The 16,140-nt window shown below is 74.8% G+C and carries 13 protein-coding genes; 8 read left to right on the plus strand and 5 right to left on the minus strand.

Going from position 1 to position 16,140, the window contains the following annotated elements; genetic code table 11:
• Window positions 1-152: 152 nt before the first annotated feature.
• Window positions 153-1,148, minus strand: coding sequence for a hypothetical protein (locus tag ACFVYI_RS38080; protein ID WP_387894144.1), 996 nt, complete (start codon window positions 1,146-1,148; stop codon window positions 153-155).
• Window positions 1,149-1,291: 143 nt separating this feature from the next.
• Between ACFVYI_RS38080 and ACFVYI_RS38085 the strand changes: the two genes are divergently transcribed.
• Complete coding sequence (locus ACFVYI_RS38085) at window positions 1,292-2,410, plus strand: alpha/beta hydrolase (RefSeq protein WP_387894146.1); 1,119 nt, start codon at window positions 1,292-1,294, stop codon at window positions 2,408-2,410.
• A gap of 147 nt (window positions 2,411-2,557) precedes the next feature.
• Window positions 2,558-4,939 carry a glycosyltransferase family 39 protein gene (locus ACFVYI_RS38090; RefSeq protein ID WP_387894148.1) on the plus strand — a complete coding sequence of 794 codons (2,382 nt, stop codon included), beginning with the start codon at window positions 2,558-2,560 and terminating at the stop codon, window positions 4,937-4,939.
• Window positions 4,940-5,012: 73 nt separating this feature from the next.
• On the opposite strand, the gene ACFVYI_RS38095 is transcribed toward ACFVYI_RS38090, so the two are convergent.
• From ACFVYI_RS38095 to ACFVYI_RS38105, 3 genes are all read right to left on the minus strand, one after another.
• Complete coding sequence (locus ACFVYI_RS38095) at window positions 5,013-6,635, minus strand: alpha/beta hydrolase (RefSeq protein ID WP_387894149.1); 1,623 nt, start codon at window positions 6,633-6,635, stop codon at window positions 5,013-5,015.
• Between the two features lie 91 nt (window positions 6,636-6,726).
• Window positions 6,727-7,479, minus strand: a complete 753-nt coding sequence (locus ACFVYI_RS38100) for an HNH endonuclease family protein (RefSeq protein WP_387894151.1) — start codon at window positions 7,477-7,479, stop codon at window positions 6,727-6,729.
• A gap of 168 nt (window positions 7,480-7,647) precedes the next feature.
• A complete protein-coding gene (locus tag ACFVYI_RS38105; protein ID WP_387894152.1) occupies window positions 7,648-8,568 on the minus strand; it encodes an NAD-dependent epimerase/dehydratase family protein in 921 nt (306 codons plus the stop codon).
• 199 nt (window positions 8,569-8,767) lie between these two features.
• Here ACFVYI_RS38105 and ACFVYI_RS38110 point away from each other — a divergent pair, with 199 nt between their 5' ends.
• The gene (locus tag ACFVYI_RS38110; RefSeq protein ID WP_387894154.1) at window positions 8,768-9,757 is read left to right on the plus strand and encodes a GlxA family transcriptional regulator; all 990 of its coding nucleotides are present in this window, start codon (window positions 8,768-8,770) and stop codon (window positions 9,755-9,757) included.
• Between the two features lie 43 nt (window positions 9,758-9,800).
• Here the strand turns inward: ACFVYI_RS38110 and moaA are convergent, their stop codons facing one another.
• Window positions 9,801-10,796 (minus strand): GTP 3',8-cyclase MoaA, encoded by a 996-nt coding sequence (gene moaA, locus ACFVYI_RS38115; protein WP_387894155.1) that lies wholly within the window; start codon window positions 10,794-10,796, stop codon window positions 9,801-9,803.
• Window positions 10,797-10,942: 146 nt separating this feature from the next.
• On the opposite strand from moaA, the gene ACFVYI_RS38120 reads away from it, so the two are divergent.
• The 5 genes from ACFVYI_RS38120 (at window position 10,943) to ACFVYI_RS38140 (ending at window position 16,079) form a co-directional block, all read left to right on the plus strand.
• The gene (locus ACFVYI_RS38120) at window positions 10,943-11,572 is read left to right on the plus strand and encodes an NTP transferase domain-containing protein (protein ID WP_387894156.1); all 630 of its coding nucleotides are present in this window, start codon (window positions 10,943-10,945) and stop codon (window positions 11,570-11,572) included.
• A 187-nt stretch (window positions 11,573-11,759) separates the two neighbouring features.
• A complete protein-coding gene (locus ACFVYI_RS38125; RefSeq protein WP_387894158.1) occupies window positions 11,760-12,614 on the plus strand; it encodes a hypothetical protein in 855 nt (284 codons plus the stop codon).
• Between the two features lie 270 nt (window positions 12,615-12,884).
• Entirely contained in the window at window positions 12,885-13,736 is an 852-nt protein-coding gene (locus ACFVYI_RS38130) for a hypothetical protein (RefSeq protein WP_387894160.1), read from the plus strand.
• A gap of 165 nt (window positions 13,737-13,901) precedes the next feature.
• Complete coding sequence (locus tag ACFVYI_RS38135) at window positions 13,902-14,840, plus strand: (2Fe-2S)-binding protein (RefSeq protein ID WP_387894161.1); 939 nt, start codon at window positions 13,902-13,904, stop codon at window positions 14,838-14,840.
• A 201-nt stretch (window positions 14,841-15,041) separates the two neighbouring features.
• Window positions 15,042-16,079 carry a DUF2637 domain-containing protein gene (locus tag ACFVYI_RS38140; protein ID WP_387894163.1) on the plus strand — a complete coding sequence of 346 codons (1,038 nt, stop codon included), beginning with the start codon at window positions 15,042-15,044 and terminating at the stop codon, window positions 16,077-16,079.
• Window positions 16,080-16,140: the final 61 nt, after the last annotated feature.

Raw genomic sequence — 16,140 nt, forward strand, 5'->3', positions numbered from 1 at the left:
GGCGGCCACCGCCGGGTTACCCCTCCGCCGACCCGCACCTGGCCCCCCCCTCGCACCCACCCCCCCGGGCCCCCCGCCCCCCCGGCCACGCGCCCCGGGTCGCACCCCCGGGCGGCGCCGCAAGGCCCCGTGCGGGCCCGACCCCGCCAGCCCTACGGCTGCGGGAAGGTGTCCTCGTCCACGTCGCTGGTCTTGGCGTTGCCGCCGACCGCCGGCTGGAGGGTGATGGACCACGACGTGTAGGTGCGGCCGGTCTCGAAGGCCATGCTGTCGTCGAACTTGCTGAAGTCGCAGTTCTGGGTGAACGCCTTCAGGGTCGGGTCCCAGTCGACGCCGCCGGCGAAGAAGACGTCGTAGGTGCCGTCCTCGACGCCCTCGATGGACGCCTTCTTCCCCTTGCCGACGTAGACCGAGTGGATCGACTTGCCGTTCTGGGCGAGCGAGACCACCGCGTCGGCGCTGCCGCCGTTGTCGACGTTGAGGACGCCCTCGCCCTTGAGGCGGCCCGAGCGGACCATGGTGCCGCTGTCCAGGGACCGGGTCTGGAGGGCCGGCGCCTGCGGCACGTTGAAGGTGGTGGGGTAGCCGGCGGCGGTCATCTGGGCGAGGGCGGCGGGCAGCGCCTTGAGGCCCTCGGACAGGCCCACCTCGGCGAAGGCCGAGGTGGTGGCGCAGACGTTCTTCGCCTTGATGTCGCTGCGGACCTTGGTGAGGTCGGTGGAGAGCTGGCCGAGCGCGGTCACCAGCTGGCGCCGCGCGGTCGTGACGGTCGCCGGCTCGCCCGCGAGACCGAGGCCGCTGCCCGCCGAGTTCGCGGCGGTGGCCGCCTCCTGGAGGACGGTGGAGAAGGCGTCCAGGCCGGCGGAGGCGTTGAGCTTGGCGAGCGCGGCGTTGACCGGGTCGATGTAGCTCACCAGCACCGGGCCGTACGGCGGCTTGGTCGGCGTCGGGGTCGGCGTGGGCGTGGGCGTGGGCGTCGGGCTCGGGCTGGCGCTCGCGGAGGCCGGCTCGCTCTTGCCCGGCCCCATCCCGAAGGCGTCCGCTCCCCCCGACCCCCCACTTGAGCACGCTGCCAGCAGCAGCGTTGCGCCGGCCGCCAGGCCGACCTTGGTGAAGGACTTCATGCCGCTCCCCCGGTGATCTCTCATGCACGCTCCGTGCAATCCCCGCCGACATGATCCCGAGCGGATGGGACGCGGTCAACAGGGCGTACAAGAGGCGCATTGAGGCGTAGAGGGGGCGCACATGGGGGCGCACGGAGCGCCGGGTCCGGTCAACTACGATCAGGCACGTGCTCAGGCTTACGGGACTCCCCCTCCAGATCATCGCCTCCCTCCTCGCGATCGGCGTCTTCGCCGCCACGATGTGGCTCTGGCCGAGATTCGGCGGGCGGAGCTGGCAGGCCTGGCTCGGGCGGGTCGGCGCCTTCCTCGCCACCCAGATCTCGGTGCTGGTCGCGATGGGGCTGATCGCCAACGGCTACTTCGGCTTCTACAGCTCCTGGACCGATCTCCTGGGCACCAACGGCGGGCCGGGCACGGTGGTCGACCACCAGCCGAACGCCGCCGTCGCCATCACCGGCGAGCAGAAGTTCTACGCACCGCAGGGCTCCAACCCGGAGCGGGTCGGCCTGATCCACGACGTCTCGGTCAAAGGAGCGGGCAGCGGGCTGAGCACCGACGGGTTCGTCTACCTGCCGCCGCAGTACTTCCAGCCGGAGTTCGCGCAGCGGAAGTTCCCGATGGCGCTGGTGCTGGCCGGCTACCCCGGCACCCCGGAGAAGCTGATCTCGCTGATGCAGTACCCGGCCTCCGCCCTGGAGGCGATCGACCAGAAGAAGCTCCCGCCGACCATCCTGGTGATGATGCGTCCGACCCTCGTCAACAACCGGGACACCGAGTGCGTGGACGTCCCGAACGGCCCGCAGGTGGAGACCTTCTTCACCAGCGACCTGCCCAAGGCGCTCGGCACCACCTACCGGATCGGCACCGACCCGACCAACCGGGCCGTGATCGGCAACTCCACCGGCGGCTACTGCGCGCTGAAGTTCGCGCTGCGCAAGCCGGACGCCTACCGGGCCGCCGTCTCCCTCTCCGGCTACTACACCGCGCCGATCGACGAGACCACCGGCGACCTCTTCGGCGGCAACGGCCAGTTGAAGCAGGAGAACGACCTGCTGTGGCGGCTGCGGAACCAGCCGGCCGCACCCGTCTCGCTGCTGCTGGCCACCGCGCACGACGAGAACAACTACGACGCCACCCAGGACATGGTGAAGGCCTTCAAGGCGCCGACCAAGCTCTCCACCATCACCCTGGACACCGGCGGGCACAACTTCCACACCTGGACGCGGGAGATCCCGCCGGCACTGGAGTGGCTGGGCAAGCACCTGACGATGCCCCAGGCGGCCTGACGCACGCCCGGACCCCGCCCCCGGCGCAGCCGCCGGGGGCGCCCGCGCTCGGCCGTCCGCGTGGTTTCCACGGTCTCCCCGAGGATTAGAGACGGCTCACAGCCCGGTCTCACGGTCCTCTCAGCCGAGCGCCCGAGCGTAGCGCCCATGACCACGACCAGCTTCTCCCCGCCGGCCGGCGAACCGTGGCCCGAGGCCGCGAACTTCCCGCCGCCGGAGGTGCCGCAGCCGGCCCCCGACGCACCCCGCCCCGGACCGGCGGCGGCCCCCGCGGCGGCCGGAGCGCTCTTCCCGCCGTGCCCGCCACCCGCCGCCGGCCACAAGGGCCCGGCCTCCTGGGCCGGTCGGCTACGCACCCTGCCGGCCCGTTCCTGGCGCGGCCGCGCCGACGACCCGCGGTGGGTGCGGCCCGCGCTGCTGGCCCTGCTGGCCGCCACCGCCGTCCTCTACCTCTGGGGCCTGAGCGCCTCGGGTTGGGCCAACTCCTTCTACTCGGCGGCGGCCCAGGCCGGCAGCCAGAGCTGGAAGGCCCTCTTCTACGGCTCCTCGGACGCCGGGAACTTCATCACCGTCGACAAGCCGCCGCTCGCGCTCTGGCCGATGGCGCTCTCCGCCCGTCTCTTCGGCCTCTCCTCCTGGTCGGTGCTGGCCCCGCAGGCGCTGATGGCGGTCGCCACCGTGGCGACCCTGTACGCGACGGTGCGCCGGCGCTTCTCCCCGCTCGGCGCGCTGCTGGCCGGCGGCGCGCTGGCGCTGACCCCGGTGGCGGCGCTGATGTTCCGCTTCAACAATCCGGACGCGCTGCTGGTGCTGCTGCTCACGCTGGCCGCGTACGGCCTGCTGCGGGCCACCGAGGCGGCGGGCACCCGGTGGCTGGTGTTCACCGGGGTGATGTTCGGGCTGGCCTTCCTCACCAAGACGCTCCAGGCCTTCCTCGTGCTCCCGGCCTTCGCGCTGATCTACCTGGTGGTCGCGCCCACCGGCCTCTGGCGGCGGGTGCGGCAACTGCTGGGCGCCGGGCTGGCCATGGTGGTCGCGGGCGGCTGGTGGGTGGCGGTGGTCGAGCTGGTGCCGGCCTCGGCCCGGCCGTACATCGGCGGCTCGCAGGACAACAGCTTCCTCTCGCTCACCTTCGGCTACAACGGCCTCGGCCGACTCAACGGCAACGAGACCGGCAGTGTCGGCGGCGGTGGTCCCCGGCTCATCGGCGGGGCCGAGGCCCCGCCCGGCGGCGGCCGCGCGATGGGCGGCGGCTGGGGCGAGACCGGCATCACCCGGCTGTTCGACGGCGACATCGGCGGGCAGATCGCCTGGCTGATGCCCGCCGCGCTGATCCTGTTGCTGCTGGGCCTCTGGGCGACCCGTCGTCACGCCCGCACGGACACCGCCCGCGCGGCCTTCCTGGTCTGGGGCGGCTGGCTCGTCTGCACCGCGCTGACCTTCAGCTTCATGTCCGGCATCTTCCACCAGTACTACACGGTGGCGCTGGCCCCGGCGGTCGCGGCCCTGGTCGGGATGGGCGTCGACGGGCTCTGGCGGGCCCGGCAGCGGCTGCCGTACGCGGCGGTGCTGGGCGCCACCCTGGCGGTGACGGCGGTCTGGGCGTACGTGCTGCTCGGGCGCAGCGCGGAGTTCCTGCCGTGGCTGCGCTGGGCGGTCCTGGTCGGCGGGCTCGCGGCCGGGGCGGCACTGCTGCTGGCCGGGCGGCTGGCGGCACGGCTCGCCACGACCGTCGGGCTGGTGGGCCTGGCGGCGGCGCTGGGCGGTCCGGCGGCGTACGCGGTCGACACCGTGAACACTCCGCACACCGGCTCGATCGTGACGGCCGGTCCGGCGGTCGCGGGCGGGCGGGGCATGGGCCCGGGCGGGATGCCGCCGGGCGGCGACGGCCGGCTCTTCATCAACGGGCAGCAGGTCTACCCCGGTCAGGGCGGCGTTCCGGGGCAGCTGCCCGGCGGCGTTCCCGGAGGCGCCCCGGGCGGCGGCGGGACGGGCTCGGACGGCAACGGCCGGCCCGGCACGGACGGCACCGGCGGGCGCAACGGGCGCGGCGGATTCGGCGGGACCGGCGGTGGGGCCCCCGGCGGCATGGGCGGGCTGCTGAACGGCGCCGCGGTGAGCGACGAGGCCGCCGCCGCGCTGAAGCAGGACGCCGACCGCTACACCTGGGCCGCCGCGACCAGCGGCTCGCAGAACGCCGCGAGCTACCAACTCGCCTCCGGCGTCCCGGTGATGGCCCTCGGCGGCTTCAACGGCAGCGACCCGTCGCTCAGCCTGGACGCCTTCGAGCAGTACGTCCGGGAGGGCAAGGTGCACTGGTTCATCAGCGGCGGCTCGCGCCGGGTGATCGGTGTCGGCACCGATGCGGGTGCGGGTGCCACCGCGAGCGCGGTCGGTGGTGCGGCTGCCGACGGCGGGGCCCAGGAGTCGCAGACCGCCCGGATCGAGGCCTGGGTGGAGAGCCACTTCACCGCGAAGACGGTGGGCGGCGCCACCTTCTACGACCTGACGCAGACGCCGAGTTCCTGAGCCGGCGAAAGGCAGCACGCGACACGAAGGGGACGCACCGCTCGCCGGCAGTGCGTCCCCTTCGCGGTGCCGATCAGTCGGTCGGGCAGCGCGTCCCGGCGGCCGGCACGGTGCCCTCGGTCAGGAAGGTGTCGACCGAGGTGCGGACGCACGCGCTCCAGCCGTAGCCGGTGTGGCCCTCGCCCTCACGGGTGAGCAGCACGGCCTTGCCGAGCTGGGTGGTGAGCTTCTCGGCCGAGGCGTAGGGCGTCGCCGGGTCGCCGGTCGAGCCGACCACGACGATGGTCGCCTCGCTCTTCGACGTGACCGGGTGCGGCTGCTCGGCGGAACGGAACGGCCAGGCCCGGCAGTCGGGGTCGAACAGCGCCAGGCTCGGCTCGTGCCGGCTGATCAGCGGTGCCTTGGCCGCCATCTCGGCGTACGCGGCCTGCAGCGCCTCACCGGTCGGGGCGCCGGTGGCGCCGTCGGCGCAGTGGATGGCGGTGTAGGCGTCGGCGGAGGCGCCGTAGTGGCCGTCCTTGTCACGGTGGTTGTAGCCGTCGGCGCGCGCGAGCAGGTAGTCGCCCTTGCCGCGGACCATGGCCCAGCCGAGGTCGTTGCGCAGGGAGTCCCAGGCCTTCTCGTCGCCGTAGAGGCCGTCGATCACGCCGGTCCAGGCCGCGGTGGCGGTGAGGGTGCGCCCGCCCGTGGTGGTGAGGGGCTTCTGCTTGAGCCCGTCGAGGAAGTCGGCGAGCTTGTCGGCGGCCTTGGCGGGGTCCTTGCCGAGCGGGCACTGGTCCTGCTTGGCGCAGTACGCGGCGAAGGCCCGGAGCGAGCGCTCGAAGCCCGCGTACTGCTCGATGTTGTGCTGGACGAGCGGCGCGGACGGGTCGACCGCGCCGTCCAGCACCAGCCGACCGACCCGGTCGGGGAACTCCTCGGCGTAGAGGGTGCCGAGGTAGGTGCCGTAGGACATGCCGAAGTAGTTGAGCTTCTGGTCGCCCAGGACGGCCCGCAGGACGTCCATGTCGCGGGCGGTGTTGCGGGTGCCGATGAACGGCAGCACCTTGCCGAACTTGGCCTGGCAGGCGTCGGCGAGCACCTTGCCGTGGTCGGCTCCCGGGGTGTCCGTGGTGGCCCACTCGTCGCGGGCCTTGTCGTCCAGGCAGTTCAGCGGGGTGGTGAGGCCGACGCCGCGCGGGTCGAAGCCGATCGTGTCGAAGCGGTCGTGGAGCGGGCCGTCGAACTGCGCGGGGGCGCGCTTGACCATGCTGACGCCGGAGCCGCCGGGCCCGCCGGGGTTGACCAGCAGCGAGCCGACCCGCTGGTCCTGCTTGGCGGCGGGAACGCGGACGACGGCGACGTCCATGGCGTCACCGGCCGGACTGGCGTAGTCCAGCGGGACCTTGAGCGTGCCGCACTGGACCACGGACTCGTCGACCTTGTCGGTCTTCGGGTCGTCGGCGCAGGGCGCCCAGGCGATCTGCTGGCCGTAGAACGGCTTGAGGGCCGGGTCCGCCGCGCCGGTCGGCTTGGGCGTCGGGGTCGGCGGGGTGGTCGGGGTGGTCGGGGTCGGCGTGGCGGAGGTGGCGACCGGGGACGGTGCGCCGGAGGCCGCGTCGGTGGATCCGGCCGAACTGGTGCAGCCGGCCAGGAGGGCGGCGGCGACGACGGCGGGCAGGGCGCGCCGTGAGAACCGGGTGATCGTGAGGTACACCGCACACGAATATCACCCGGTCATCACACTGGTCACCTCGTTATCGACGCCAGGAACAGCGAATGCGGACAAAGGATGGCGGAACGTTTCCTCAGCCGTCGCACTGCTGGAGCATGGCCTTCTTGTCCGCCGCCGTGACGGGCAGTTGGTACTTCAGCGAGACCTGGGCGAAGCGCACCGCGTACGAGCAGCGGACGGCGGTGTTGGCCGGCAGCCAGGTGGCCGGACCGGAGTCGCCCTTGGAGGCGTTCTGCGAGCCGTCCGCCGGGACGAGGTTGAGCGGATCGTTGGCGATCTGCACGCGCTTGGCCTTGTCCCACTTCGACGCGCCCATCTGCCAGTCGTAGGAGAGCGGCATCACGTGGTCGATCTGGATCTTGGAGGCCTGCTGCTTGCTCCACCGGACGGTCTTCCCGGTGTACGGGTCGTCGATGGTCATCGCGGTGACCGTGCAGCTCGACCCGGCCTTGCGCTCGACCGAACGGCCGTCCCGGGCGAGCAGGTCGTTACGCGTGTCGCAGTTGTTGTGGCCGCCCGGGACGCCGTCCACGTTGTCCGTCCAGGCCGGGCCGAACTCGTTGCGGTCGTAGCCGTCCTTGGGGCCGGCGGCGGCGGTGGCGACCCCGGCGATGAGGTCCCGGCCGGCCTTCCGGTCCTCGGGCGAGGTCAGCGGCGCGAGGCCGGACCTGGTGCCGTCGGGGTTCTGCAGCGGGCTGGTGCCGGCGGCGGCCGGCCCGGCGGGGTCGGCGGCCGGCTGCTCGACGCCCCCGGAACAACCGGCCAGCGCCAGGGCGGATATCAGGAGGACGGTGGCGGCGGACAGGGCGGTGCGGCGGGCGGGCACGGAGGACTCCGGGGCTGGGGGGAGGCTGACGGCGACCCAGCAGACCAGCCGCCCCACGCACCGTCAAGGCGGCGCAGCGCGGAGCCTTCGAGCATGTCGAAGCTCACACCCGGGCGCCCGCCCGCCGCCCGTCACCGCCCCCACCCGCCACCTCTCACCCGTCACCCGTCACCGTCGCAGCGCGTGGGCCGTCTCCGCCAGGACGGCGTCCAGCGGGGTCGCCGCGACGCCCAGCACCTGCTCCGTCCGGGCCGAGTCGAGCAGCAGCGGGCGGTAGCGCAGGTGGTTCGTCTCGATCATCGCGGCCAGGAACTCGTCGCTCCCGCCCAGCCGGGCCAGCTCCTCCTCCGACACCGCGGACAGCTGCGGCCCGGGCACGCCCGCCGCCCGCGCCAACCCCCCGGCCAGCGTGCGGGCGGACGCCTCGCTGGTGCTGGGCACGTGCCAGGCCCGGCCCCAGGCGGCCTCGTTGCGACCGGCGGCGACCAGGGTGGCGGCCACGTCGCCGAGGTAGCTCCAGCTGTGCGGCGCGTCCAGGTCGGCGGGGTAGGAGGCCGGTTCGCCGGCCACCACGGCGGGTGCGGCCGTGAACTGGAAGAGTGAACCGGCGCCCGCCCCCAGGAAGTCGCTGGCCCGGACTTCGGTGGCGCGGATCCGGCCGGCCCGGTGCGCGGCCAGCGCATCGGCCCACAGACGCGCCCGCAGCACGCCCTTGGGGCCGGTCGGGGCCGCCGGCCGGTCCTCCTCGATGCGGCCGTCCACCGGGCCGTAGCCGTAGACGTTGCCCAGCAGGACGTAGCCCGCGCCGGTGCGCTCGGCGGTGGTGAGCAGTGCGGCCGCGAGCGGCGGGAACTCCTCCAGCCAACGGAGGTACGGCGGCGCGGCGCAGTTGACCAGGATGGCCGCGCCCTCGGTGAGCGCGGTGAGCCGGTCGGCGTCGGTGGCGTCGGCGGCGATCCGCTCGATGCCGGGGTGCTCGGGGCCGGTGCCGCGCCGGGTGACCAGGCGGACGGCCTCGCCCGAGTCGGCGAGCCGGCGAGCGGTCGCGGTACCGGTGGAGCCGGCGCCGACGACGACGTGGAAGTCCATGAGATGCTCCGGAGTTGCCAGGGGTGGTGTCGCGGCGTCAGGGGCGCGCCGCCGTGATCCACTCTGCGGCCGGGCCGGGTGGGGGAACAGGGACCCGGCTGCCAAGCTTCCGGAGGTTCTGGCCATGCCGTCACCGTCGTCGTCACGGGTGTCGTCCTCGTCGCCGCCACCGACGGCACCGGCCGCGCACCCGCCGCCGGTGCCGTCGCCCCTGCCGCCACCGGACGGGCGGCGGCAGGGGGCGCACCGGATCGCGGTGGTCGCCGTGCCACCGGTGACCGCCTTCGACCTCTCCATCCCCGAACTCGTCTTCGGCGCCGCCGAACTGGACGGCCGGCCCGCCTACGAGGTGCGGATCTGCACCCCCGACCCCGGCCCGGTGGCGTCCACCGGCAGCCTCCAGGTGGTGGTCCCGCACGGCCTGGACGCCCTGGCCCGGGCGGACACCGTCATGGTCACGGGCTCCGGCGCCCGCACCGAGGCGGACGAGCGGGTGCTGGAGGCCCTGCGTGCGGCGGCCCGCCGCGGCGCGCGCGTCGCGTCGATCTGCACCGGCGCGTTCGTCCTCGCCCAGGCCGGACTGCTGGACGGGCGCAGCGCCACCACCTACTGGGTCCAGGCGGGCGCACTCGGGCACCGGTTCCCGTCCGTCCGGGTCCGCCCGCGGGCCCTGTTCGTCGAGGACGGCCCGGTGCTGACCTCGGCCGGGCTGACCGCCGGCATCGACCTCTGCCTGCACATGGTCCGCACCGACCACGGCGCCGCGGTGGCCAACGCGGTGGCCCGGCTGGCGGTGGTCTCGGCCGTCCGGGACGGCGACCAGGAGCAGGCCCTGCCGTCCCCGGTGTCGGCGTCGGACGGCCGTTCGCTGGCCACCACCCGCGCCTGGGCGCTGGAACGGCTGGACGAGCCGCTGACCCTGGCCGCCCTGGCCGCCCACGCCGGTGTCAGCGTCCGCACCCTCAACCGGCGCTTCCTGGCCGAGGCCGGGGCCACGCCGCTCCAGTGGCTGCTGACCCAGCGGATCGAGCGCGCCCGCGAGTTGCTGGAGTCCACCGACCTCCCGGTCGACCTGGTCGCCGGCCGCGCCGGCTTCGGCACCGCCGACTCGCTGCGCCGTCACCTGCTCCAGCGGGTGGGCATGACCCCGCGCACCTACCGCACGCACTTCGCCCGTCCGACGCGGTGACCGCGGCAGCGCGTCGGCCCGGTGTCCGGGCCGACCGCCGGGCTCACCCCCCGATCGCGGACATCGGCCGGTCCGGCTGGACGAAGCCGGCCGAGTTGATGGCGTGGCCGGGGCCCTTGCGGCCGATGGCGGCCCGCCAGGCGGCCTCGATCCGGTCGTCGTCGGCGCCGTCGCGCAGCAGCGCGCGCAGGTCGGACTCCTCGGTGGCGAACAGGCAGTTGCGCAACTGCCCGTCGGCGGTGAGGCGGACCCGGTCGCAGCCGCCGCAGAACGGGCGGGTGACGGAGGCGATCACGCCGACCACGGTGTCGGTGCCGGCGATCCGCCACTCCTCGGCCGGCGCGTTCCCGTGCCGGCCGACCGGGACGAGCTCCCAGCGGGTGCCGAGGACGGCCAGGATCTCGTCGGCGGTGACCATCGTCGCCCGGTCCCAGGCGCCCTGCGCGTCCAGCGGCATGGACTCGATGAACCGCATCCGGTAGCCGTGCCCGGCGGCGAACTCGACCAGGTCGAGGATCTCGTCGTCGTTGACACCGCGCACCGGCACCGCGTTGACCTTCACCGGCGCGAGCCCGGCGGCCTGCGCGGCGGCCAGGCCGGCGAGGACGTCGGCGATCCGGTCCCGGCGGGTGATCGCGGCGTACCGCTCGGGGCGCAGGGTGTCCAGGCTGACGTTCACCCGGTGCAACCCGGCCCGGTGCAGCGCCCCGGCGGTGCGGGCCAGGCCGATGCCGTTGGTGGTCAGCGAGACCTCGGGACCGAGCGCGGTGATCCGTCCGACCAGCTCCGGCAGGCCGCGGCGCAGCAGCGGCTCGCCCCCGGTCAGCCGGACGGAGCCGATGCCGAGGCGCTCGGCGGCGATCCGCACCAGCCGGACCACCTCGTCGTCGCTGAGCACCTCGGCCTTCGGGAGCCAGTCGAGGCCCTCGGCCGGCATGCAGTAGGTGCAGCGCAGGTTGCAGCGGTCGGTGAGCGAGACCCGCAGGTCGGTGTGGACCCTGCCGAAGCGGTCCAGCAGCGGGCGCGGTGCGGTGTTCATCGGCCCAGTACAGGGGCAGCGGGACCGGGAAACCAGCGGCCGAACCACCGGGGAGCTGCCCCGACCTGCGGGTTCTCCTTGTGCATTCGTACAACTGTGGCTTCCTACGGCTGCGCGCGACCCCCTCGGGCGGGCAGGCTGGGCCCATGCGCAACAGCACGGGGACCAGCGGCCGGACGGGTGATGAACGGCCGGTCGCCGCCCTGGTGCTGGCCGCCGGGGGCGGGCGGCGGCTCGGCGGCCGGCCGAAGGCGCTGATCCGGTACCGGGGACGGCCGCTGGTGGAGCACGCGGTGGCGGTGGTCCGGGCCGGCGGCTGCGCGTCGGTGACGGTGGTGCTGGGCGCGGCCGGCGAGCAGGTGCGGTCCACCGCCCACCTGCCGGGCTGCCGGCTGGTGGCCAATCCGCAGTGGGCCGGCGGGATGGGCTCCTCGCTGCGCGCCGGGCTGGCCGCGCTGGCGCCCGGGACGTCGGCCGTCCTGGTGATGCTGGTGGACACGCCCGGCGTCACCCCGGCCGCGGTGGCCCGGCTGCTGGCCGCCCATCGGGCCGGTGCCGAGCTGGCCGCGGCGGCGTACGAGGGGCGGCGCGGGCACCCGGTGCTGATCGGTGCCCGGCACTTCGCCGAGGCGGCGGCGGGCGCCACCGGCGACTCCGGCGCGCGCGCTCTGCTGGCCGCGCACGCCGACGGGATCGCGCTGGTCGAGTGCGCCGACATCGCCGTCCCCGACGACCTGGACACCCCCGCCGACCTCGTCCGTTGGGCGGCCGGGTGATCGTCCGCCGGTCCGAACGGGTGCCCGATCCCCCTCCGGAGTGGCCCGGGCTCCTCCTCCCCGACGAGGGATCGACCGCACACCCCTGATCTGTCCCTGAGGATTGCCCCATTCCGCGCCGCGGCCCCCACGTTTCGGGGAGCATGGGACACGTCCTTCCCCTCGATTCGAACGGACGGTGCCCGCGATGTCCGGACTGCCCGACGACTTCACCGGACGCGACCCCGCGCAGCACGGGCCGGTGGCGGGCGGTGGCGCCCGGGCGATCCGCTGCCCCGCCTGCCGGCGCGAGCACCTGTACGAGCCGCCGTCGCTGCCCTGCCCGTGCGGCGCCTCGCTCAAGGTGCCGTTGCTGCGCGGCGGCGTTCCGGTGCAGGTGCGGTTCCGGTCCTGGGAGGACTCCTGGCTGAACATGCGCTGCCCGCACTGCGGTCGCTCCGACCAGTGGCCGCAGCCCGAGTTCACCTGCAACTGCGGCGCCACCGTCCGGCTGCCGGTGGACCGCACCACCCGGCTCGGCGGCAACGCGACCACCGGCCAGCTCGGCGCCGCGGGCCCGCAGAGCTCCCGCCCGCACCCGGCCCACCCGTTGAACGCGCCCGTCCCCGCCCCGCCCGGCGGATCCGGCGCCTCGGCCACGCCCTGGCGGCGGCGCGCGCCGTTCCGCCCGCACCCGGTGCGCACCTCGCAGGACGCCGTGTTCACCGCCGCCCGCTACCTGGAGTGGCTGGGCTTCGACGACCTGGAGCTGACGGAGGCCCAGGAGCGCGACGGCGTCACCCTGCTCGGCAGCCGGATGGTCGCCCAGGTGGACACCTGGACCGAGCCGGCCGACGTGAAGTCGGTGGAGTGCCTCTGGCTGCAGACCCTGCACGCCGAGGAGATGGCCGCCGCGATGTTCACCCTGGCCGGCTACTCGCACCAGGCCACCGTGCGCGGCGAGCAGTTGCTGGTCGCCCTGTTCAGCCTGGACCTGGCCGGAGTGCCGCAGCCCGCCAACGGCGCCGCCGAGGCCCTGATGGAGACCGGCTGGACGTCCTGACCCCGTCCTGACCGGCCCTGCCCACCCGACTCCACCCGCCCCGCCCGACTCCACCTCACCCGCCCGGCCCCCGCCCGACGCCGGGCGGTCCCGCCTGCCCCGGCCGACCCGGCCGCCCCGGGAGCGATCGGCACGGCACCGGTCCGCGCGCAACAACCTGCGCTCGTGATCTGGTGCACAAGCTCACCCCCGTGTTGAATTGCCGCCACAACGCGGGCCTTGGGGGCAGAGGCCGGCGTCCTGCTGGATGGCGCACACAAGGAGGTGGCGTTGTCGGAGCACGGATGGGGCCCGAGTGGCCGGGACGGGCGGGACGGTCGGGGGCGGGCGGGGCCCCCGGAGCCGGGGGACACCGTATGGCGGCTACGGTCCAGGGCGTGCTGGCAGGAGGCCGCGGAGCTGTTACGCCCGGCCGCCGAACGCGACCCGGAGGCCGCGCTCGGGCGGGCCGAACTCCTCATCGAGCAATGCCTGTTCACCGCCGCCAACTGGACCCAGGCGGAGCAGGCGCTGCGCCTCGCCGAGGCACTGGTGACCAGCACCGAGCAACGCGCGGGCGCCTCCTGCGCCCGCGGGTTCCTGGCGTACGTCTCCAGCGTGCTCGGCGCACGCGACCGGCTCGACGAAGCACAGGCGGCGCTCGGACGCACCTCCGCGCTGCTGCCGCCGGACGCCCCCGGGCGGCCGCTGCTGGACTTCCGCCGGGGGCTGGTCGCGGAGAACCTGCTGCGCGACCGGACGGCGGCCTGGATCGCCTACCGCCGGGCGCACGAGGGAGCCGGCGAGCGCGGGGACGAGCTGCTGCGCTCCTACACCTGGCGGCACCTGGCCGCGCTGGCCCAGGCCGCCGGGGACCACGACCGGGCCCGGGAGGGGTTCGACGCCTCCCTGCGACTGCGCGAGCAGCTCGGCTTCACGGTCGGGGTGGCGCCCGCACTGGCGGCGCTGGCCGAGGTCTCCGAACCGGACGAGGCCGTCCGGCTGCGGGCCGAGGCGACCAGACTGGTCCAGGCGCTCGGGGGCGTACCGGTCTGGCTCGCACGCCAGCTGAGCGCGGTGCGCGCGCCGGGCGCTCCCCCGGACGGACGCATCGAACGGGAACCCCGGGGAACAATCAGCTAAGGTGAGGCTAACCTGGCCGGGGTGAGCAGTACTCCGGCCAGGTTCGCCTTGCCGTTCCCGGGCTCCGCCAGGCCCCGGCCGGCCGGGCCCGGCCGCCGTCGAAGAGGCCGGGCACGGGTCGGACGGTCCGGCACGGGTTCCGGTCGACCCGATAGGGCCCGCACCATGACCGCGAGCAGCACCCGGCCCGGCCCCGCGCCGCACGCCCCCCGCACCACCCCCGCGCACGCTGTCACCCGCCGGCCGGACGACCACCCGCCGGCACCCTGCACCACCAGCTACCGCAGACTCGGCCGGCTCTTCCCCGCCCTGCGGGTGCACAGCGCGCCGCCCCGCGCCGGCGACGGCTGGATCCACGGCGCCGACCTCCTCGCCGACCCGGACGCGCTGCGCGAACTGATCGCCCATGACGAGCGCCAGGGGCTGGCCCGGTACGGCCGGCCCCTGCGCCCCGACGTCGCGGCCGGCTTCGGCCTGCACCGTTTCACCTGGCCGGCCGCGCTGCTGTTCACCCTGCCCTGGTTCCTGGAGCGCCGGGTGCCGCTGCTCACCCCCGGGGACATCTCGATCCGCCGCGCCAGCGGCGAACTCACCGCCCGCCCGGGCGCTTTCGTCTGCCTGCCCGGCGACCCGGCCGCCGGGCTGCCCGGCGCCCGCACGGTGGCCGACGAGGCGGCACTGGCCGCCGAGCTGCGCACCGCGATGGCCGGCTTCCTCGCCCCGGTGCTGACCGCCTTCCGCCCCGCGGTGCGGCGCAGCCCGCGGATGCTCTGGGCGATGGCGACCGACGCGGTGGTGGAGGGGCTCTGGTACGTCGGCGGACTGCTCGGCGAGGAGGAGCGGGCCCGGGCCGAGCTCTCGGACCTGCTCGCAGCGGAACCCGCGGCAGCGCGCCGACCGGCCAGGCCGAGGGCCTCGGAGCCCCCGGCACTCCCGGCGCCCACGGCGTGCACGCCCGGCGCGTCCGCCTCGTTCACCCCCGGTGCGGGCTTCGCGGCCGGCGGTGCTTCGGGCACCGACCGTGCCCGGGCCAGCTGTTGCCTCGTCTACACCGTCCAGCCCGAGGAGATGTGCGGCGGCTGCCCCCGCGTCACGCGGGGTTGACAGCCGCGGCCTTCGAGCCGGGCCCGGGAAGCCCGGAATTCCGGGAAACAACACCCTTTAATTAATCCGACAATGCGACTTCTCCCACGTCAGAAATCCCTCTCCTCAGCGCATTGACGGCGAATCAGCCATTCTCGGGCCGAGCATCCGCCATGATGGTCCCCGCCATCACGACGCAGGAAAGCGAGGCTGGTCCAGGCGATGAAATTGTCCGACATACCGCTCGGTTGGGCCGTCACCGGCGTTGCGGTGCTGCTGGTCACCGCCCTGCTGGTGGCCCTGGCCCGAAATCGGGGATCCGCCGCCGGACCGGGCGGCTCGGATTCCTGGGAGCGTTCCGAGGAGCGCCGCCGCCGCAAGGAATCCCTGTACGGCGGGGCCTCGTACACGCTGCTGTTCTGCTGCGCCGCCGTCGCGGCCGCGCTCTCCTTCCACGGCCTGGTCGGTTTCGGGGTGCAGAACCTCAACCTCTCCGGCGGCTGGGAGTACCTCGTCCCGTTCGGCCTGGACGGGGCCGCGATGTTCTGCTCCGTGCTCGCCGTCCGCGAGGCCAGCCACGGTGACGCAGCGCTCGGCTCGCGCCTGCTGGTCTGGCTGTTCGCCGGCGCCTCCGCCTGGTTCAACTGGGTGCACGCCCCGCGCGGTTTCGGCCACGCCGGTGCCCCGCAGTTCTTCGCGGGGATGTCGCTCTCGGCCGCCGTGCTGTTCGACCGGGCGCTCAAGCAGACCCGCCGGGCCGCACTGCGCGAGCAGGGCCTCGTCCCCCGGCCGCTGCCGCAGATCCGGATCGTCCGCTGGATGCGCGCCCCGCGCGAGACCTACGCGGCCTGGTCGCTGATGCTGCTGGAGGGCGTCCGCAGCCTGGACGAGGCGGTCGACGAGGTCCGCGAGGAGAAGCGCGAGAAGGTCGTCGAGAAGGAGCGCCGCCGGCTGGCGGGGCGCCGCGAGCGGGCCGAGATCCGGGCCATCAACCGCTCCCACAGCGCCTGGCGCAGCCGCGGCTCGGCCCGGCAGCTGGAGTCCGGCCAGGAGTCCGCCATAACCGGCGGCCCCCCGGCGGACCGGCCCGCCGTCGAGCCGCCCGCGCCGGCCGCCGAGGGCGCGGTGGTGCAGCCCGGTCTGCCGGCCCGCCCGGAGCGGCGCACCATCGACCTCACGCTGGAGGAGGACACCGTCGCGCTGCCCCGGCTGGACTCGCTGGAGCGCAAGCTGAAGGACCTGGAGCAGCAGTTCGGCTGAGCCGCGGCGGGCGGGCGCCGGCCCGGACCGGGCCCGGGGTGGGTCCGACCCACCCCGGGCC

This window comes from Kitasatospora sp. NPDC058218, from assembly GCF_042882445.1.
GTDB lineage: Bacteria > Actinomycetota > Actinomycetes > Streptomycetales > Streptomycetaceae > Kitasatospora.

What these genes read in the sequence shown, in the direction of transcription:
- moaA (WP_387894155.1), bottom strand. Translation starts at nt 10,796, where the DNA reads ATGAACACCGCACCGCGCCCGCTGCTGGACCGCTTCGGCAGGGTCCAC.
- ACFVYI_RS38120 (WP_387894156.1), top strand. Translation starts at nt 10,943, where the DNA reads ATGCGCAACAGCACGGGGACCAGCGGCCGGACGGGTGATGAACGGCCG.
- ACFVYI_RS38125 (WP_387894158.1), top strand. Translation starts at nt 11,760, where the DNA reads ATGTCCGGACTGCCCGACGACTTCACCGGACGCGACCCCGCGCAGCAC.
- ACFVYI_RS38090 (WP_387894148.1), top strand. Translation starts at nt 2,558, where the DNA reads ATGACCACGACCAGCTTCTCCCCGCCGGCCGGCGAACCGTGGCCCGAG.
- ACFVYI_RS38080 (WP_387894144.1), bottom strand. Translation starts at nt 1,148, where the DNA reads ATGAGAGATCACCGGGGGAGCGGCATGAAGTCCTTCACCAAGGTCGGC.
- ACFVYI_RS38105 (WP_387894152.1), bottom strand. Translation starts at nt 8,568, where the DNA reads ATGGACTTCCACGTCGTCGTCGGCGCCGGCTCCACCGGTACCGCGACC.
- ACFVYI_RS38140 (WP_387894163.1), top strand. Translation starts at nt 15,042, where the DNA reads ATGAAATTGTCCGACATACCGCTCGGTTGGGCCGTCACCGGCGTTGCG.
- ACFVYI_RS38135 (WP_387894161.1), top strand. Translation starts at nt 13,902, where the DNA reads ATGACCGCGAGCAGCACCCGGCCCGGCCCCGCGCCGCACGCCCCCCGC.